This is a genomic window from Kitasatospora sp. NPDC088779 (assembly GCF_040685395.1).
Classification (GTDB): domain Bacteria; phylum Actinomycetota; class Actinomycetes; order Streptomycetales; family Streptomycetaceae; genus Kitasatospora.
Genome location: NZ_JBFBHW010000002.1, coordinates 1 through 17,351, shown reverse-complemented (window position 1 = coordinate 17,351; position 17,351 = coordinate 1). Strand labels below are relative to the sequence as shown.

17 protein-coding genes and 1 riboswitch are annotated in these 17,351 nt (G+C 72.7%); of the genes, 12 read left to right on the top strand and 5 right to left on the bottom strand.

The window, feature by feature from the left end:
* Nucleotides 1-4: 4 nt before the first annotated feature.
* Nucleotides 5-994 (bottom strand): aldo/keto reductase, encoded by a 990-nt coding sequence (locus AB0P03_RS01665; protein WP_363579290.1) that lies wholly within the window; start codon nucleotides 992-994, stop codon nucleotides 5-7.
* A 395-nt stretch (nucleotides 995-1,389) separates the two neighbouring features.
* Between AB0P03_RS01665 and AB0P03_RS01660 the strand changes: the two genes are divergently transcribed.
* The 6 genes from AB0P03_RS01660 to AB0P03_RS01635 all read left to right on the top strand — a co-directional run bounded on the left by AB0P03_RS01660 (nucleotide 1,390) and on the right by AB0P03_RS01635 (nucleotide 6,206).
* Nucleotides 1,390-2,409 (top strand): LLM class flavin-dependent oxidoreductase, encoded by a 1,020-nt coding sequence (locus AB0P03_RS01660; RefSeq protein ID WP_363579288.1) that lies wholly within the window; start codon nucleotides 1,390-1,392, stop codon nucleotides 2,407-2,409.
* 240 nt (nucleotides 2,410-2,649) lie between these two features.
* Nucleotides 2,650-3,216: a TetR/AcrR family transcriptional regulator gene (locus AB0P03_RS01655; RefSeq protein WP_363579286.1), complete on the top strand. Its 567-nt coding sequence runs from the start codon at nucleotides 2,650-2,652 to the stop codon at nucleotides 3,214-3,216.
* 134 nt (nucleotides 3,217-3,350) lie between these two features.
* On the top strand, nucleotides 3,351-3,983 hold the full coding sequence (locus tag AB0P03_RS01650; RefSeq protein ID WP_363627549.1) for a DUF4865 family protein: 633 nt from the start codon (nucleotides 3,351-3,353) through the stop codon (nucleotides 3,981-3,983).
* A 17-nt stretch (nucleotides 3,984-4,000) separates the two neighbouring features.
* Nucleotides 4,001-4,585 carry a carboxymuconolactone decarboxylase family protein gene (locus AB0P03_RS01645; protein WP_363627548.1) on the top strand — a complete coding sequence of 195 codons (585 nt, stop codon included), beginning with the start codon at nucleotides 4,001-4,003 and terminating at the stop codon, nucleotides 4,583-4,585.
* Nucleotides 4,582-5,574, top strand: a complete 993-nt coding sequence (locus tag AB0P03_RS01640) for a phosphotriesterase (protein WP_363579283.1) — start codon at nucleotides 4,582-4,584, stop codon at nucleotides 5,572-5,574. The genes AB0P03_RS01645 and AB0P03_RS01640 overlap by 4 nt, the downstream gene beginning before the upstream one ends.
* A gap of 95 nt (nucleotides 5,575-5,669) precedes the next feature.
* A complete protein-coding gene (locus tag AB0P03_RS01635) occupies nucleotides 5,670-6,206 on the top strand; it encodes a GNAT family N-acetyltransferase (RefSeq protein WP_363627547.1) in 537 nt (178 codons plus the stop codon).
* 371 nt (nucleotides 6,207-6,577) lie between these two features.
* Here AB0P03_RS01635 and AB0P03_RS01630 read toward each other — a convergent pair whose 3' ends face one another.
* Nucleotides 6,578-7,342: an SDR family oxidoreductase gene (locus AB0P03_RS01630; RefSeq protein WP_363579279.1), complete on the bottom strand. Its 765-nt coding sequence runs from the start codon at nucleotides 7,340-7,342 to the stop codon at nucleotides 6,578-6,580.
* Between the two features lie 142 nt (nucleotides 7,343-7,484).
* Here AB0P03_RS01630 and AB0P03_RS01625 point away from each other — a divergent pair, with 142 nt between their 5' ends.
* Both AB0P03_RS01625 and AB0P03_RS01620 read left to right on the top strand, forming a co-directional pair.
* Nucleotides 7,485-8,129 carry a TetR family transcriptional regulator gene (locus tag AB0P03_RS01625; RefSeq protein ID WP_363579277.1) on the top strand — a complete coding sequence of 215 codons (645 nt, stop codon included), beginning with the start codon at nucleotides 7,485-7,487 and terminating at the stop codon, nucleotides 8,127-8,129.
* Nucleotides 8,130-8,316: 187 nt separating this feature from the next.
* On the top strand, nucleotides 8,317-9,459 hold the full coding sequence (locus AB0P03_RS01620; RefSeq protein ID WP_363627546.1) for an alpha/beta hydrolase-fold protein: 1,143 nt from the start codon (nucleotides 8,317-8,319) through the stop codon (nucleotides 9,457-9,459).
* A 93-nt stretch (nucleotides 9,460-9,552) separates the two neighbouring features.
* On the opposite strand, the gene AB0P03_RS01615 is transcribed toward AB0P03_RS01620, so the two are convergent.
* The gene (locus AB0P03_RS01615) at nucleotides 9,553-9,882 is read right to left on the bottom strand and encodes a MoaF N-terminal domain-containing protein (RefSeq protein ID WP_063349998.1); all 330 of its coding nucleotides are present in this window, start codon (nucleotides 9,880-9,882) and stop codon (nucleotides 9,553-9,555) included.
* Between the two features lie 209 nt (nucleotides 9,883-10,091).
* On the opposite strand from AB0P03_RS01615, the gene AB0P03_RS01610 reads away from it, so the two are divergent.
* Both AB0P03_RS01610 and AB0P03_RS01605 read left to right on the top strand, forming a co-directional pair.
* On the top strand, nucleotides 10,092-11,444 hold the full coding sequence (locus AB0P03_RS01610) for a lipase (protein WP_363627545.1): 1,353 nt from the start codon (nucleotides 10,092-10,094) through the stop codon (nucleotides 11,442-11,444).
* Between the two features lie 258 nt (nucleotides 11,445-11,702).
* Nucleotides 11,703-11,869, top strand: a riboswitch (cyclic di-AMP (ydaO/yuaA leader).
* A gap of 2 nt (nucleotides 11,870-11,871) precedes the next feature.
* Entirely contained in the window at nucleotides 11,872-13,251 is a 1,380-nt protein-coding gene (locus tag AB0P03_RS01605; protein ID WP_363627544.1) for a glycoside hydrolase family 16 protein, read from the top strand.
* 19 nt (nucleotides 13,252-13,270) lie between these two features.
* Here the strand turns inward: AB0P03_RS01605 and AB0P03_RS01600 are convergent, their stop codons facing one another.
* The gene (locus tag AB0P03_RS01600) at nucleotides 13,271-13,756 is read right to left on the bottom strand and encodes a hypothetical protein (RefSeq protein WP_363579270.1); all 486 of its coding nucleotides are present in this window, start codon (nucleotides 13,754-13,756) and stop codon (nucleotides 13,271-13,273) included.
* 319 nt (nucleotides 13,757-14,075) lie between these two features.
* Entirely contained in the window at nucleotides 14,076-14,873 is a 798-nt protein-coding gene (locus AB0P03_RS01595; protein WP_363579268.1) for an IclR family transcriptional regulator, read from the bottom strand.
* Between the two features lie 188 nt (nucleotides 14,874-15,061).
* On the opposite strand from AB0P03_RS01595, the gene aceB reads away from it, so the two are divergent.
* Both aceB and AB0P03_RS01585 read left to right on the top strand, forming a co-directional pair.
* Nucleotides 15,062-16,714 (top strand): malate synthase A, encoded by a 1,653-nt coding sequence (aceB, locus tag AB0P03_RS01590; protein ID WP_363579266.1) that lies wholly within the window; start codon nucleotides 15,062-15,064, stop codon nucleotides 16,712-16,714.
* A gap of 156 nt (nucleotides 16,715-16,870) precedes the next feature.
* Nucleotides 16,871-17,257 (top strand): gamma-glutamylcyclotransferase, encoded by a 387-nt coding sequence (locus AB0P03_RS01585; RefSeq protein ID WP_363579264.1) that lies wholly within the window; start codon nucleotides 16,871-16,873, stop codon nucleotides 17,255-17,257.
* Nucleotides 17,258-17,351: the final 94 nt, after the last annotated feature.

The following is a 17,351-nucleotide window of genomic DNA, read 5'->3' as shown; positions in this document are numbered from 1 at the left end:
CCGCTCAGAGGCTGAGTCGGTCGATCTCCGCCAGCTCCTCCGCGGTCAGCGGACCGCCCGCGAGCGCGTCGATGTTCTGGTCCAGCTGGGCGACGCTGCTCGCCCCGATGATCACCGAGACCACCCGCGGGTCCCGCAGGACCCAGCACAGCGCGAGCTGCGCCAGCGTCTGCCCGCGCCGCTCGGCGACCTTGTTGAGTGCCCGCAGCTGCTCCAGCTTCGGCCCGCTGAGTGCCTCCTCGGTCAGGAACCGCCCGACCGACATCCGCGAACCGGCCGGCACCTCACCTGACAGGTAGCGATCCGTCAGCAGGCCCTGGGCGAGCGGCGAGTAGGCGATGAGGCTGGTCCGGGTCTCGCCCACCGCGTCCAGCACGCCCTCCTCCACGTACCGGTTGAGGATCGAGTACGCCGACTGGTTCAGCAGCACCGGCGTGCCCAGCTCGCGCAGGATCGCCACCGCCTCCCGGTGCTGCTCCGCCGGGTAGTTCGAGATCGCCGCGTACAGCGCCTTGCCCGAGCGCACCGCGCTGTCCAGCGCGCCCATCGTCTCCTCGAGCGGGGTGTCCGGGTCGTAGCGGTGGGAGTAGAAGACGTCGACGTAGTCCAGCCCCATCCGGCCCAGCGACTGGTCCAGGCTGGCCAGCAGGTACTTGCGGCTGCCGCCGTTGCCGTACGGGCCGGGCCACATGTCCCAGCCGGCCTTGCTGGCGATGAACAGCTCGTCGCGGTACGGGCGGAAGTCCTGGGCGAACAGGTAGCCGAAGTTGCGTTCGGCGCTGCCGTACGGCGGACCGTAGTTGTTCGCGAGGTCGAAGTGGGTGATCCCCCGGTCGAAGGCGCGGCGCAGTACCGCCCGCTGGACCTCCAGCGGCTGGGCGTCACCGAAGTTGTGCCAGAGGCCGAGGGAGACGGCCGGCAGCTGAACGCCGCTGCGGCCGGCCTTGCGGTAGGTCATCGAGGCATAGCGGTCATCCGCGGCGAGGTAGCTCATGCCGGACATCTTGCCAGTCGCCGCGGGCGGATCAAGCCCTTGCCCCGTTTCTGACCGGTGCTTATGCTCGCGGAGGATCGTACGCGTGCGAGGCGAAGGGGGAGTCGCGATGACCGTCCAGGCTGTGACCGCGCCCGCGACCCCAACCGCGACCGCACCCGCGACCGCACCCGCGACCGCCGCGCCCCGCTGTTGTCGTCGCCGCCGCCGCACCTCGCGCTGACGCCGCCCCAGAGCCGCTCCGCCGCGATCCCCTCCCGGTGCCGCCCGCGTGAGCGCAGCCCGTACCGGGGCGTTCCGCGCGGGCCGCCGCCACCCCTCCTCGGCAGCCCTGCCCGCGCCTCGGGTCAGGGCGTCGCGCCGAGGCCCCATCGAGCGCCCCCAAGGAGACCGCCGTGCGGTTCACCGTCTCGTCCCTCGTCGCCAACGGACCCGATCCCGTGACCGGCGTCCAGCGCACCCCGCAGGAGAAGCTGTGGAACGTCATCGACCAGGCGGTCGTGGCCGAGCAACTCGGTTACGACGGCTACGGCGTGGGGGAGCGGCACGGTGAACCGTTCCTCTCTCCGGCGCCGCCGGTGCTGCTCAGCGCGATAGCGGCCCGCACCTCCACCATCCGGCTGTTCACCACGGTGACGGTGCTGAGCATCCTGGATCCGGTCCGGGTCGCCGAGGACTACGCCCTGCTCGACCAGCTCTCCGGAGGCAGGGTCGAGTTGATCATCGGCAAGGGCAACGACCCGCGGCACTTCGACCTGTTCGGTCTGCCCGAGGAACGCCAGTGGGACGCGCTCGCCGAGAACTACGGCCTGTTGCGCCGGCTCTGGCGCGAGGAGAGGGTGACCTGGGAGGGTTCGACCCGCCCGCCGCTCAAGGACGCGGCCGTCGTGCCGCGCCCGTTGCAGGACCCGATCCCGGTGTGGCACGGCAGCGCGACCAGCACCCAGTCCACCGACCTGGCCGCCCGCTACGGTGATCCGCTCTTCTCCGCCAACTCCTTCCACCCGCTGGCCAAGTACCGCTCCCTGGTGGAGCACTACCGCGAGCGCTGGGCGCACTACGGGCGCGATCCGAGGGGGGCCAGGGTGGGCGCGAGCTTCGGCGGGCTGTACGTCGCCAAGCGCTCGCAGGACGCGGTCGAGGGCTTCCGTCCGTACTGGGACGCGATGTTCGGTTCGGCGGCCGGCCGGCACAACAAGTCGCCGTTCACCTCGCTGGAGGACGCGCTGGAGCACGGTTCGGCCCTGGTCGGAAGCCCGCAGCAGGTGATCGAGAAGATCCACCGCTATCACGAGGCCTTCGGCAACGAGGTGGTCGGGATCGGAGTCGACGCTCTGACGGAAGGGGCGCAGCGGGAGCAGTTGGAGCTGTTCGCGGCGGAGGTAGCCCCGGTGGTCAGGCGCGAGCTTCCGTGAGCGCCCGCCCGACGTGACGCGCGCCACCGGCCGCGGTGGAGTGCCGCCGGTCGGGGAGGGGGAGACGAGCGGGCGAGGGGCCGTGGCCGCCGGGGGGCGGCGCACGGCCCTCAGTCGTCCCCGGCGCGTACCCGTCCGCCCGCCTTGTCCACGGCGCGGACCGCGTCGGCCTGCCTCGCGTCCGCGTCGAGCCGGGCAATCCCTGGCCTTCTGTACCTACTGGTATGTACAGTGGTTCGCATGACCACCCAGGACCGCCTCATCGAGAGCACCCAGGCACTCCTCTGGGAGCGTGGCTACGTCGGCACCAGCCCCAAGGCCATCCAGCAGCACGCCGGCGTCGGCCAGGGCAGCATGTACCACCACTTCGCCGGCAAGCCCGACCTCGCCGCCGCCGCGCTGCGCCGCAGTGCCGAGCAGCTGCGGGGAGTCGCCGCCGCCGACCTGTCCGCCCCCGGCAGCGCGTACGACCGCATCGCCGCCTACCTGCGCCGCGACCGCGACGTGCTGCGCGGCTGCCGGATCGGCCGGATGGCCCAGGACCCGGACGTCATCGCCGACCCCGAACTGCGCGCCCCCGTCGAGGAGACCTTCGACTGGCTGCGCGCCCGGATCGCCGAGTTGGTGGCCGAGGGCCAGGCGGCGGGCGAGCTCGCCCCCGGTGTCGACCCGGCCGACACCGCCGCTGCCGTGGTCGCCGTCGTCCAGGGCGGCTACGTTCTGGCCCGCGCGGCCGGCCGGGCCGAGCCCTTTGATCAGGCCGTACGCGGCGCCCTCGGCCTGCTCGCCGCCCAACGCACCGCCTGACCCGCGCCTCGCACGGCTGAGCGGCCGCGTGACCGACTGACCGAGTGACCGCGTGACCGCGTGACCGCGTGACCGAGCGCGTGACCGACTGGCCGAGCGACGCCCGCTCGACGATCCGACCGAGGAGACCCGCCGTGCACGCCATGCAGTACGAGATCACCCTCCCCGCCGACTACGACCTGGGGATCATCCGCAAGCGCGTCGCCGACAAGGGCCATCTGCTCGATGCACACCCGGGCCTCGGGCTCAAGGCGTACCTGGTCCGTGAGCGGGGCCGCGACGGGTCGCCCGTCAACCAGTACGCGCCGTTCTACCTCTGGCGCACCGTCGAGGGCATGAACAGCTTCCTCTGGGGACCGGGCTTCCGCGGCCTGAGCGCCGACTTCGGCCGCCCGGTCGTCCGTCACTGGCTCGGCGCCGGTCTGGCCCACGGCGCCGTGCCGGATGCTCAGGCGACCTCGACCTCGACCTCGACCTCGACCGTGACCACGACCGCGACCACGACCGCGACCACGGCTACCCGCCACACCGTCAGGCTCCCCGAGTCCGACGATCCCGCCGAGGCGGTCGAACGGGCCCTCGCCGAGTTCCCCGCGCACCCCGCTCTGCACACCGCCGCCGTCGCGGTGGACCCGAGCCGCTGGGAACTGGTCCGCTTCGCCCTCTGGCACGGCCCGGCCCCGGACGACGTGCCGGGCAGCCGCTACCAGGTGCTGCACCTGTCCCGTCCCGAACTCGACCGGCTGCCTGGCGGCCGGCACTGGTGAAAGGTTTCGCCACTCCCATGACCAGCCCCACGCCCGCCTCCGCGACCGCCCCCGTCACCCCCGCGACCGCCCCCGCCGTCCCACCCCCCGCCCCGATGACACCGGCCGACCTGACCCCCGCGCCGCTCGACCGCGAAGCCGGCTACGCCCTGCTCGCCGACCTCGCCGGCCCGGTCGCCGCCGCGACCCTCGGCGGCCTGGACGGTCTCGCACCCGGTTTCCCCGACTGGATCGTCACCAGTCTCTTCGGCGGCACCTACCAGCGCCCCGGTCTCGCCCTGCGCGACCGGCAGGTGGCCAACCTGGCCGCGCTCACCGCCCTCGGCGGCGTGGAGCCGCAGCTCGCCGACCACGTCCGCAACAGTCTGCGGATCGGCCTGACCAGGGAGGAGATCACCGAGGTCATCGTCCACCTCGCCCCCTACGTCGGCGTCCCCAAGGCTCTGGCCGGCCTGCGGGTCGCCACCGCCACCTTCGCCGAGGTACCCCCGACCGAGGTACCCCCGACCGAGGTACCCCCGACCGAGGTACCCCCGACCGAGACGTCCCCGACCCCCGCATCCCCGACCCCCGCATCCCCGGCCGAGGCGGACCGGGCATGACCCCCACGATCCGTACCGTTCTCGGCGACCTCGACCCCGCGGAACTCGGTGCCACCGACTCCCACGACCACCTCTTCATCCGCAGCCCCCTGCTCCCCGGCGAGGAACTGGACGACCCGGCCGCCGCCGAGGGTGTCCTGCGCGCCTTCGCGGCGGCCGGCGGACGGTCGTTCGTCCAGTGGACCCCGTACGGCATGGGTCGCGGAGCGGACTCCCTCGCGAAGCTCTCCCGTGCGACCGGAGTCCACGTCGTCGCCGCCACCGGCCTGCACCAGGCGGCCCACTACGACCCGGACACCCTCCCTGCCGTGTACGACGGGCTGGCCGAACGCTTCACCGCCGAACTCACCACCGGGCTGACGGCCGAACCGGCCACCGAGTTGCCTGGACCGCCCGTAGCAGCCGAGGCCCCCGTAGCCGCCGAGGTCCCCGAAGCACCCGCGTCGCCCGAGGCCGTCCGGGCGGGCCTGATCAAGATCGCCTGCGACCCCGGGGCCATCACGGCGCACACCCGCCGGGTGATGGCCGCGGCCGCCGACGCGCACCACGCCACCGGTGCCCCGATCGCCGTCCACCTCGAACCCCGAGCCGACCCGCACCTCGTCCTGAACCGGCTGCACGTTCGACACGGCGTCCCGCCCCACCGGATCATCCTCGGTCACCTCACCCGGCTGCCGGATGTGCGGGTGCATCGCGAACTCGCCGCGGAAGGCGTCTACTTCGCGCTGGACAGCCCCTCCCGGGCCGGCCACCCGGCCGACCACCAGGCCTTCGACGTCATCGCCGACCTCGTCGAGGCCGGCCACGCCTCCCGCCTCCTCCTCGGCGCCGACACCACCACCCGCACCGCCCGTCGGGCCGACGGCCCGACCGCACTGCTCGACGACCTCGCCCCACGGCTCGCCCGCACCTTCGGCCCCGAACTGCCCGGCCTCCTCCTCACCGCCAACCCGGCCGCCGCCTTCGCCACCGAGTGGCGCACGCCCTGAACCGTTCCCGCTCGGCCCGCCCCGGTCTCGACCGGCCGCAGGCCGAACCAGGGTCCTCGGTGAAGGCCCGCCGCCCACGCCCTACCGTGACGGCCATGGTGACCCTGCGCATCCTCACGACCGACGACTGGCCGCTCTGGCGCGACCTGCGCCTCGCCGCCCTCTCCGACGCGCCGCACGCCTTCAAGGCCCGCCTGGCGGACTGGCACCACGGCGGCGAGGAACGGTGGCGCGCCCGGTTGCACCTTCCGGGCGCCCACCACGTTGCGGCGCTGCTGGACGGTCCGGACGGTCCGGACGCCACGCCCGTCGGCCTGGCGGACGGTCTCCCCGGAGCCGACGGCGTACGGGAGTTGCGCTCGGTGTGGGTCGGACCGAAGGCGCGCGGCAGGGGCGTCGCCGACCGCCTGCTGGAGGAGGTCGAGCGCTGGGCCCGCGCATCCGGCGGCAGCACGCTGCGCCTCGCGGTGCTCCCCGGCAACGAACCCGCGATCACGCTCTACCGCCGGCACGGCTTCACCGAGCTCACCGCACTCACCGCACTCACCGCACTCACCGAGCCCGGCGGGCCCGGCGGGCCGCTCGCCGGCGGGGTCGCCCGGGAGCTCGTGATGGCGAAGCCGCTGCGCTGACGGTTGCAGCTGACGGCCGGGCGGGCCGGTCACCCGCCGATCCACCCCGCCACCCGCTCGACGGCCGCGAACGCGCCGAAGGCGAGCAGCTGCCACCCGGCACCGACCCGGCCGAGGTCATCAAGAACCTCGCCGCGCCGTTGTACTTCCGGGTCCTGATCACGGCCGAGCGGGTGGACGGCGACACCGCCGACCGAGCCGCCGCCGCCGTTCTCGCCGCGGCCCGCAACGGTGGCCTCGGCTGACCCGGGCTGCCGTCACGAGCCCGGCTGCCGTCACGAGCCCGGCCCCGCCGTCCGCGACGCGACGGCGGGGCCCGTGTCACCGGGGGGGGTGGCCGGGGCCCCGCCGTCGCGCGGCCGTCCGGCGGCTCACATGTGAGTGCCGCCGTCGATGCGGAGCTCGGTGCCGGTGACGAACGCGCCGTCGTCGGAGGCCAGCATCGCGATCACCCCGGCCACCGTCTCCGGACCCGCGAAGCCCTGGCCGAGGGCCGGGGCGAGCTTGGCGAGCAGGCTGAAGTCGGCGTCGGCGGGCAGCCCGGGGTTGTGGGTCATGCCGCTGTCGATGCTGCCCGGCGCGACGCAGACCGCACGCAGGCCCTGCTTCGCGTACTCGGAGGCGATGGCGTGGGTGAAGGACTGGATGCCGCCCTTGGTCGCGGCGTACGCGGCCATGTAGGGGTGGGCGAAGCTCGCCGAGGTGGAGCTGAAGTTGACCACCACGCCCCTGCCACCCGCGAGCAGCGAGGGGAGCGCCTCGCGGGTCATCAGGAAGGTGCCGGTCAGGTTGACCGCGAGGAGCTTGTTCCAGAACTCCAGGCTGGTCTCGTGGGTGTGCGAGGAGCGGAGGATGCCGGCCGCGTTGACCAGGGCGTCCAGCCCGCCGAGGTCCGTGATCGCCGCCGCGACGCCGGTGACGACGGCCGCCTCGTCCGAGATGTCCAGGACCTGGATGGCCAGGCGGTCCGCGGTGCCGTCGGCGGTCGCGCGGTCCAGGGTCGCCTTCAGGCCGTCCTCGTCGACGTCGACGGCGACGACCTTCCCTCCCTCGGCGAGGATCCGGTGCACGGTGGCCTGGCCGATGCCAGAGCCGCCGCCGGTGATCAGGACGTTCCGTCCGCTGAAGCGCTCCATGGTGGTACTCCGTTCGTTCGTTCGTGGCCTCTCGACCTCAAGAGGCACGGTACGCCTTAATGGCATAACGTGCCAATAAGTCCTCTGGGTGTCACTTCGGCGCAACGCGCCACAGTGGCACCGGCCCGCGTACGCTGACCCTGTGACCGGACGCCCCACCCTGAATCAACGCCGCCGCGACGCCACCCGGCTGGACATCGCCCGTACCGCCGCCGCACTCTTCGCCGAGCGCGGGGCCGAGGCGACCACCGCCGAGGAGATCGCCCTCGCGGCCGGCATCTCGCTGCGCACCTTCTACCGGTACTTCTCCGTCAAGGAGGACGCCGTCGCGCCGCTGCTGGCGGCCGGTGGGCGTCGCTGGGTCGACCAGCTCGCCGAGACCCCGGCCGATCTGCCGCTGCGCGAGGCTCTGGAGCGCTCGGCGGTCGCCTCGCTGACCCCGCCCGACGAGGAGGCGGTCGAGGCGATGGAGTGGACGCGAAGCCTGCTGCGCGACCCGCGCCTCGACGGCACGTGGCAGCGCGTCCACGCCGACTCCGAGGAGCGGCTGCGGGCGGTCCTCGCGGCGCGTTGCCCGGGCGGCACCGACCCGCTGGAGATCCGACTGGCCGCCGCTGCGGCGACGGCCGCGATCCGGGTCGCGCTGGAGGAATGGGCCGCCTCGGACGCGCCCACGACCGGCCCGGGCTCCCCGCGGGAGCTCGGTGCGCGCTGCATGCGCGAACTCACGGCGGGGCTGCGGCTCTACGGGCGGGAGGGCTGGGCCCGCCCGGCCGCGAACAGGTGACAGATAACAGCTGACAGATTTCGTTATCTGTTATCTGTTATCTGTCGGCTGTCATCTGTCATCTGTTCCTCCTCCCCGGCCCCGTTAGGGTGGGTGATCGCGCGCCCCGGTGGGGGAACCGGGGTGACCACCTCGGATGTCCTGGACGGAGGGGGCGGGGAGTTCGAGGCGTGGGAGCAAGTAGGACATGGGTCTGACGAGCCACAAGGTGTTGGCGCTGGCCGTATTGATCGCCGTCGTGATGACGGCCGGCACGGTCTGGCTGTGGCCAAGACTCGCCAAGCAGACCTGGCAGGCGGTGCTCGGCCGGATCGGCTCCCTGCTCGCCACCCAGCTCGCGGTGCTGGCCGCGCTCGGCCTGGTGGCGAACAACTACTTCGCCTTCTACAGCAGTTGGGACGACCTGCTGGGCACCGGTGACACCGGCCCGGTGGTGATCCACAACAAGGCGGACGCGTCCGGCCGGCTGCTCGTGGAGACGATCGGCCACGCCTCCGTCAAGGGCGGCGGCGCGATGGGCCGCGAGCCCAGCCAGTCCGGTGAGATCCGCAAGGTGCGGATCGACGGCGCGGCCAGCCGGCTGTCCACCGAGGGGTACGTCTTCCTGCCGCCGCAGTACTTCCAACCGGAGTACGCGCAGCGGCAGTTCCCGGCGGTGATCGTCAGCACCGGCTTCCCCGGGATCGCCGAGAACCTGATCACCCGGTTCAACTACCCGGGCGCAGCGCTCAAGTTGCTCCAGGACGGCAACATGCAGCCGACCGTCATGGTGCTGATGCGCCCCTCGCCGGCCCTGCCGCAGGACACCGAGTGCGAGGACATTCCGGGCGGCGCGCAGTCCGACACGTACTTCACCAAGGACGTCCCCTCAGCGATCCAGGCGAGCTTCCGGGTCTCCTCCGACCCGCAGGCCTGGGCCTTCATGGGCAACTCGACCGGCGGCTACTGCGCCCTCAAGCTGGCCATGCGCCACCCGGACGTCTTTCCGACCGCCGTCGCGCTCTCCGCCTACTACGACGCCGCCGACGACCCGACCACGGGCGACCTGTTCGGCGGCAGCAAGCAGCGTCGTGACGAGGCCAACCTGATGTGGCGGTTGAAGAACCTGCCGCAGCCCAAGGTATCCGTGCTGCTGGCCGGCACCAAGAAGGGCGACGGCGACTACCGGCGCGACACCGAGGCCTTCGTCGACGCCGTGCAGTCCCCGATGAAGGTCTCCTACAGCATGTTGGAGAACGGCGGCCACAACTTCGAGACCTGGAGCGCGCTGCTGCCGTCCTCGCTGGAGTGGATGTCCCAGCACCTCAAGGTCCCGAACCAGGCTGCCTGAGCAGGCCGCCCGAGCAGACTGTCTGAGCAGGCAGTCTGCTCAGACAGTCTGAGTAAGCCGACGGACAGCGAGGGGGCGCGGGAGCGGTGAGGCTCAGGCCACCCGCTCCAGCGTCCCGGTGTGCAGCTCGCCGACCCGGCCGCCCTCGCCCTCGTACGTCCAGAAGGCGCGTACCGTCAGCCGGCCGAGGTCCATCACGTGGCTGACGGTGATCCCGCTCTCCTCGGTCCAGCTGATGAAGTAGATCTCCGGCGCCACCTCGGCGACGTGCAGCCGCACGTCCTCCCACTGGCCCGCCGACTCGCCGAGGCCCTCCCAGCGCAGCCGCCTGCCGTCGGCCGAGTAGGTGTTGCGGAAGGCCGCGCCGTTGTCGGCCCGGAAGAGGTAGGTGCGGCCGGCGAAGGCGGGCAGGGGCGCGGTCATGGTGGGGCGGTACCTCGTTCCTGTGGGGCCGTGCACGGCGGTCTTGTGCACTGCGGAAGATGTCGGACCTCCAATTTATCCGACCCGGTGAGCCGGGTGGGCGCACCCGTGGACGGTGCGCCACGGCACCGGCCGCCACCGCGCAGGCCGGCGCGGTGTGCGGCGGGCACCTGGGCGCCCGCCGGCGGCCGGTCCTACCGTCCACCCCCATGAGACGCACCCCCACCCCCATGCGGCACACCCCCACCGCCGTCAGACGCACCCCCACCGCGTTGTCCGCCCTCCTGCTCACCCTCGCCGCGCTGCTCCTCGGCACCCCCACTCCCGCCCAGGCCACCGCTGCCCAGACCGTCACTGCCCAGACCGTCACTGCCCAGACCACCGCCCAGGCGGCCACCGCCCCGCTCACCCTCGAAGCCGCCTTCCCCGCCCCCGGCAACGGCTGGGCCAAGGTCGAGCGCTACCTCGACACCACCCCCGGCTTCCGCACCGAGCAGTACCCGGCCGACGGCCGCGGCGACCAGGACGGCGCCCGCCGGACGTACTTCGGCGGCACCGGCCAGCCCTCCTCCAGCCGCTTCCTGCTGTACTCGGCGACCGGCTGGGACACCGGTAGCCGTCCGACCCCCGTGCTGCTGGTCCACGGCGCCAACGACAACGCCGACCGCGCCTGGGCGAACCCGGGGGAGAGCGGCACCTGCGGTGCCTCCGCCTGCCCGTCCACCGGCCTCGCCCAGTACCTCGCCGGCACCGGCCACCGGGTGTTCGCCATCGGCTTCGCCCACAAGCAGGGCGACAACCTGCTCCAGGCGCAGGCCGTCGGCGACGCCGTCGCGCTGATCCGGGCCCGCCTCGGCGTCCCGCAGGTGGACGTGGTGGCTTGGAGCAAGGGCGAGGTCGCCGCCCGGGCGTACGTGTCCTCGGTGCGCCCGTCCTGGGGGCGGGCCTACGCGGGCGACGTGCGCCGCCTGATCACCCTCGGGGGCCCGAACGGCGGGCTCGACTACGTGTACGCGCACGGCTGGTCGTTCGACCTCGCGAGCTGGCCGGCCTGCGGCGGCACCGCCAACGCGCCGTCCCCGCACCTCTACATGACCTGCTACGGCACCTACACGGCGCAGCCCTGCCTCGGCGTGCTGCCCACCGGCGGCTACGACTGCTACCCGGGCCAGCGCCAGCTGCTCGCCCGCTGGGACGGCCGGTACGGGGTGGACGGCACCGCCCAGGACTGGTGGACCACCTACTACGGCGGCCAGGGCTTCTACACCTCCGGCCAGGGCATCCAGGCGGCGATCGACGCCGGTTCGCTGATCGCGCCGCTGCAACAGGCGGGCGTCCCCGCGTCGGTGCGCACCTATCTGCTCGCGGGCGGGTCCGCCGACATCCCGGGCGTGCTCAACGAGAACCGGGGGCCCAGCGACGGCATCGTGTTCACCGCGAGCGCCCTGGACACCACCGGCATCGCGACGATCGGCGGCACCCGGCTGCTCACCGGCCTCAACCACCTGGAACTCGCCTGGGCACCGGAGGCCGAGAGCCAGGTCGACAACTGGCTCGCTTGACCCGTGGACCCGTGGACCCGTGGACCCGTGGACCCGTGACCCGTCGATTCGCCGATCCGTCGTTCGGCAGCTCGACGGCTCCGCTGATCCGTCCCAACTGATCCACCACGCAGCGTCGTTGATCGACACCACTGTGACCTGTGCGACAACCGGCCCGGGCAGGTTGTCCGTTCACGGACGGCCCGCCTAGCCTGCAACCGTCGTCCGCCCTCGCGGACCCCCGCCGCCGGGACGCCGAGTCCTGTCCACCCGCCGGCCGGCAACCGAGCACCACAGCGGACGGGAGCGGGGGAACCAAGGTCAGCGCCCGGCCCGTACGCTCCCGCGTGCGGGCCGTGGCTAGGGGTGAAGCCGCTTCCACCGGCGGCCGGGCTGCCTCAGCCCGAATCCGACAGCTCACCTCGCAGGCGTCGCAGAGGACACTGCCATGCACCAGCCTGCCCGGCGCCGCGCGCCGCGCCACGCCCGCCCCTCCCGCCGGGGCCGCAACGCCACCCTCGCCGTCACCGGAGCGCTCGCCGTCACCGGCGCCGGACTGCTCGGCCTGCCGGCCGTCTCCGGCGCCCAGGCCGCCACCGCCCCGACCGTCACCCAGGACCGGCTCGCCCCGGCGACCATGGTCGCCAACCAGGCCGCCACCGCCTCGCTGACCCTCCACTCCTCGGCCTGCTTCACCGCGAAGACCGTCGGCGTGGGCGTCCGGAACGCGGCCGGTGCGAACCTCGACTTCCCGGGCAACGCCTCCAATGTGCAGATCTGCCCGAGCGGCCTGTCCTTCACCAGCGGCGCACGCGCCCTGCCGGCCGGGACGTACACCCAGTTCGGCTTCTGGCAGGACCTCGGCGGGACCTGGCACAACCTGGCCTCGCAGCAGCTGGTGGTCTCCAGCACCCCGACTCCGCCCCCGACCCCGACGCCCACCACGACGCCGACTCCGCCCCCGACCCCGACGGCGACCCCGACCCCGACGGCGACCCCCACCGCGAAGCCGACCCCCACCGCGAAGCCGACCCCCACCGCGAAGCCGACCCCGACGAGCAGCCCGAGCACGAGCAGCCCGAGCCCGAGCAGCCCGAGCGCCACCGCCAGCCCGTCGGCCGGCACCCCCGCATCCCCGGTCGCCGGCAAGTCGCTGACCTGGTCCGACGAGTTCAACGGCCCGATCAGCTGGGGCTCGCGCTGGGTCGGCGACAAGAGCACCGCGTACAAGTACGGCAACCACAACCCGGACGACAACAAGCTCGACCTGCTGAACAAGAACAACGTCAGCGTCGCGAACGGGGTCGCCACCTTCACCGCCGCGCCCGGCACCACCACGCTGGAGAACGGCAAGCAGGCCTGGAACACCGGCTTCCTGACCACCGAGGGCTCCAGCGAGGGCTTCCAGGTCAGGACCGGCGACTACGCCGAGACCCGGGTCAAGCTGCCGTCCGGCTCCGGCGCCTGGCCGGCCTTCTGGACCTGGAAGAACGGCAACGGGGAGGTCGACTCCTTCGAGTATCACCCCGACAACCCGAACCTGCTGGAGCTGACCAACCACGTCAACCCCGGCAACCCCAAGTACTACACCGACGCCGGCGCCGTCGCGAAGGACCAGTGGGTGACCATCGGCACCTATTACGGCGCCACCTCGGTGGACTGGTACGTCAACGGCGCCAAGGTGTTCTCGGACGGCAAGGGCGTCGGCGCCAACTGGTCGGCGTACCTGATCCTCAACCTGTCGGTCGGCGCGGGGAAGTACCACCCGGCGCCGCAGGGCACCGCCCCGATCACCTTCGCCGCCGACTACGTCCGCGTGTACCGGTAGGGCCTTCGGGGCTTCCGGGTCAGGAACCGGGAGCCGTCTCGACCACCGTGATGTCGAACGGCTGCCGGTTGTTCCCCTCGTCCGGGTCGTCCACGCCGCGCACCGAGACCGAGCCGCCGGTGAGCTTGCCGATCCGCAGGTCCGGGGAGAGGCGCACCGGTACCAGCGCGGTCGCGCTGCGCAGCGGGGGCAGTCCGGCCGGGAAGACACAGCGCACCTGCCGGCCGTTGAGCCGCACCTCGCAGTCCTCGGGGAAGTACGGGCCCACTGGGGAGACCCCGGGAGGCAGCGTCACCAGCACGGTGAACGGTGCGGCGGTGGTGTCCGGGCCGCGGTTGGCGATGAAGGCGTGGACGGTGGTGGTGCCGCCGGGCGGGGCGGCGTCCGGGTCGAGCCGGACCACCTCCAGATCGGAGCGGGACGCCGTGGGGGCTGCCGTGTCCACCGCCGGCCGGGGCTCGGGCCGCCGCAGCGCCCAGGACGGGCCGGCGGTCAGCGTCGCCACCGAACAGCCGGCCGCCATCGCGGCGACGAGCGAGGCCGCGCGGAATCCGCGGAGCCTGCTGGCCTGCCCGGACCCGCCCCGCCTGGACCCGCCCTGCCCGGACCCGCCTCGCATTGTCGAACGCCTGTACGTCATCGTCGTCCACCCTGTCCCGGGGCCCCGGCCGCCCGCGCCGCTGCGGGCCGCGTCCGCACCAGGGTGGCGGAGCCTGCGCCGGGGGCCGGTGCAACCCGCTCGGCGTCCGCCCGAACGGGGGAGCGTACGTACGGGAAGTCGACCGGATCGACTTCCCGTGCGTGAAGCGGGCGGTGGCGACGGGTCAGGGTGCGAGGACCTGCCCCAGCCGGGTCGCGATGTGATGCATCACCGGCACCAGCGAGGACGTGCCGGCCTGCTCCTCCAGGGCCCGGATGCGGGCCTCCGGGCCGGACACCGACAGGGCGGTGGGCGTCGGCGCGCCCGGTACGGCGAGCGCGATGCAGCGGACGCCGATCTCCTGCTCCTGGTCGTCGACCACGTAGCCGCGCTCGCGAGCCTCGGCGAGCTGGTGCAGCAGCTCCTGCGGGTCGGTGACGGTGTACTCGGTGTGCGCGGGCAGCGGGTTGGGGCCCAGGACGGCGCGCGCCTCGTCCTCGGGGAGCTGGGCCAGCAGCGCCTTGCCAACGCCCGTGCAGTGCGGCTGCACCCGTCGGCCGACCTCGGTGAACATCCGCATCGAGCGCCGCGACTGCACCTGCCCGACGTACACCACCTCGCCGCCCTCCAGCACCGCCAGGTTGGCGGTCTCGCCGGTGGCCTCCATGAGTTCGGCCAGGTAGGGGCGGGCCCAGCTGCCGAGCAGCCGGCCGGCCGTCTCGCCGAGGCGGATCAGCCGGGGGCCGAGGGTGTAGCGACGCGCGGTGTCCTGGCGTACATAGCCCTGCTGGACGAGGGTACGAACCAGGCGGTGGATGGTCGGCATCGGCAGGCCGGAGCTGGCGGAGAGCTCGCTGAGGGTGGCCACGCCGCCGGAGTCGGCCAGCGCCTCCAGGAGTTGGAAGGCGCGCTCGACGGACTGCACGCCGCCGGTCGCGCGGTCCGGGCTGGTCGTCGATGCTGTGTCGGGGGTCGAAACCACCGGCGTTCCCTTCGCTGTCGGGGAGGAGTAGAGTCCCGGCGATCACATCAACAAACCGTTGAAATTCTGTATCGCGGAAACTAGTCTCCACCTTACAGAATCGAACCCGCCGACAGGTGGGTTCCGATCAAGGAAGTTCCCACCGGAGCTCCCTTCGCCAGGCTCAACCGCTTAGGAGTGTCCTGCCCATGGCTACAGAACAGGGACCCGTCGGCGCCTCCCCCGCTGCTCCGGTCGTCACTGTCGCCGGTCCGCGCGTTCACCGGGCGGAGGAGGTGCTCACTCCGGAGGCGGTCGCCTTCGTCGTCGGCCTCCATCGCGCTTTCGAAGGGCGCCGACAGGAGCTCCTGGCCGGGCGGAAGGCCCGCCGGGCGGAGATCGCCAGAGCCGGCACGCTGGACTTCCTCCCCGACACCGCCGACGTCCGGGCCGCCGACTGGAAGGTCGCCGAGGCGCCCCGCGCGCTCCAGGACCGCCGGGTCGAGATCACCGGTCCCACCGACCGCAAGATGGTCATCAACGCCCTCAACTCCGGCGCGCGGATCTGGCTCGCCGACTTCGAGGACGCCACCTCCCCGACCTGGGAGAACGTGGTCAGCGGCCAGATCAACCTGATCGACGCCTTCGAGGGCCGGATCGACTTCACCACCTCCGCCGGAAAGGCGTACGCCCTCAAGCCCGCCGCCGAACTCGCCACCGTCGTGGTCCGCCCGCGCGGCTGGCACCTGGACGAGAACCACCTGCTCGTCGACGGCGCCCCGGTCGCCGGAGCCTTCCTCGACTTCGGCCTGTACTTCTTCCACAACGCCGCCCGGCTGCTCGCCAAGGGCGCCGAGGACCCCAACTCCGGCCCGTACTTCTACCTGCCGAAGACCGAGAGCCACCTCGAAGCCCGGCTCTGGAACGACGTGTTCACCCACGCCCAGGCCGCGCTCGGCATCCCGCACGGCACCGTCCGCGCCACCGTGCTGATCGAGACCATCACCGCCGCGTTCGAGATGGACGAGATCCTCTACGAGCTGCGCGACCACGCGGCCGGCCTCAACGCCGGGCGCTGGGACTACCTGTTCTCGATCGTCAAGAACTTCCGCGACGCCGGCGAGCAGTACGTCCTGCCGGACCGCAACAGCGTCACCATGGCCTCGCCGTTCATGGCCGCCTACACCCGCCTGCTGGTGCAGACCTGCCACAAGCGCGGCGCCCACGCGATCGGCGGCATGGCCGCGTTCATCCCCAGCCGCAGGGACCCGGAGGTCAACGCCGCCGCCCTGGAGAAGGTCAAGGCGGACAAGGACCGCGAGGCCGGCAACGGCTTCGACGGCTCCTGGGTCGCCCACCCGGACCTGGTGCCGGTCGCCCGCGCCTCCTTCGACGCGGTGCTCGGCGAGCGCCCCCACCAGAAGGACCACCCCGGGCCCTCCGAGCCGGTCACCGCGACCCAGCTGCTCGACATCGCCGGCGCCGACGGCAGCTGCACCCACGCGGGGCTGCACAACGCCGTCCAGGTCGGCATTCGCTACATCGAGGCCTGGCTGCGCGGCCTCGGTGCGGTCGGCATCTTCAACATGATGGAGGACGCCGCCACCGCGGAGATCTCCCGCTCGCAGATCTGGCAGTGGATCCACAACGGCGTCGTCCTGTCCGACACCGGTGAGAAGGCCACCGCGGACCTCGTCCGCGCCCTGGTCGCCGCGGAGTTGGCCGAACTCCTGGCCGAGCTGGGTGCGGACGCGTACGCCGGCGGCCGCTGGCGCGAGGCCGCCCAGCTCTTCGAACAGGTCGCCCTGGCCGAGGAGTTCGCGGACTTCCTGACCCTCCCCGCGCTTCCCCTGCTGGGCTGAGTCCCAATCCATCCGCCGCCGGCGCCGCCGCTGCCGCCTGCCAGGCTGTAGCGGTCCCGCCGGCCCATTGCTCCGTTCCGTACGGCGACGATTCCACCTGTCCTCTCGTCGCCGTGCGGAACGGCTTTTTCCCGGTACCCGGTAAGGAGTTCAACCGTGCCCCGCATCTTCTTCAACGGCCAGGCCATGGTCGGCGGACCGTTCCACGCCAAGGTCGCCGACTCGCTGGTCGGCCCGGCCCGGACGGCCCCCGGCTACCGCTTCTTCTCGATCGACGACGTCTGCCCGGGCCTGCTCGCCGATCCGGCGGTCGACACCGCCATCGAGGGCGAGCTCTACGAGATCACCCTGGAGCACCTGCGCGACGTCATCCTCCCCGGCGAGCCGCGGGAGTTGGAGCTCGGCGTCATCAAGCTCGACGACGGCTCCGCCTGCCTGTCGATGCTGCTCGCCCGCGGCGAGGTGGAGCGGGGGGTGCACCGCGAGATCACCCACCACGGGGGCTGGCGCGCCTACCTCGGCTCGCTCGGGCGCACCGCCTGAGAAAGTGTTGGGTAATCGGGTGATCACTCGTTCTTGAGGTCGTCGGCGAGGCGGCGGGCGGCTTCGGTCTCGATGGGGCCGCGCGGTTCGACCT

Excerpts from the sequence above, each read along its gene's own strand:
- AB0P03_RS01665 (WP_363579290.1), bottom strand. The coding sequence starts at position 994 with ATGAGCTACCTCGCCGCGGATGACCGCTATGCCTCGATGACCTACCGC.
- AB0P03_RS01655 (WP_363579286.1), top strand. The coding sequence starts at position 2,650 with ATGACCACCCAGGACCGCCTCATCGAGAGCACCCAGGCACTCCTCTGG.
- AB0P03_RS01645 (WP_363627548.1), top strand. The coding sequence starts at position 4,001 with ATGACCAGCCCCACGCCCGCCTCCGCGACCGCCCCCGTCACCCCCGCG.
- AB0P03_RS01640 (WP_363579283.1), top strand. The coding sequence starts at position 4,582 with ATGACCCCCACGATCCGTACCGTTCTCGGCGACCTCGACCCCGCGGAA.
- AB0P03_RS01635 (WP_363627547.1), top strand. The coding sequence starts at position 5,670 with ATGGTGACCCTGCGCATCCTCACGACCGACGACTGGCCGCTCTGGCGC.
- AB0P03_RS01630 (WP_363579279.1), bottom strand. The coding sequence starts at position 7,342 with ATGGAGCGCTTCAGCGGACGGAACGTCCTGATCACCGGCGGCGGCTCT.
- AB0P03_RS01620 (WP_363627546.1), top strand. The coding sequence starts at position 8,317 with ATGGGTCTGACGAGCCACAAGGTGTTGGCGCTGGCCGTATTGATCGCC.
- AB0P03_RS01615 (WP_063349998.1), bottom strand. The coding sequence starts at position 9,882 with ATGACCGCGCCCCTGCCCGCCTTCGCCGGCCGCACCTACCTCTTCCGG.
- AB0P03_RS01610 (WP_363627545.1), top strand. The coding sequence starts at position 10,092 with ATGAGACGCACCCCCACCCCCATGCGGCACACCCCCACCGCCGTCAGA.
- AB0P03_RS01605 (WP_363627544.1), top strand. The coding sequence starts at position 11,872 with ATGCACCAGCCTGCCCGGCGCCGCGCGCCGCGCCACGCCCGCCCCTCC.
- aceB (WP_363579266.1), top strand. The coding sequence starts at position 15,062 with ATGGCTACAGAACAGGGACCCGTCGGCGCCTCCCCCGCTGCTCCGGTC.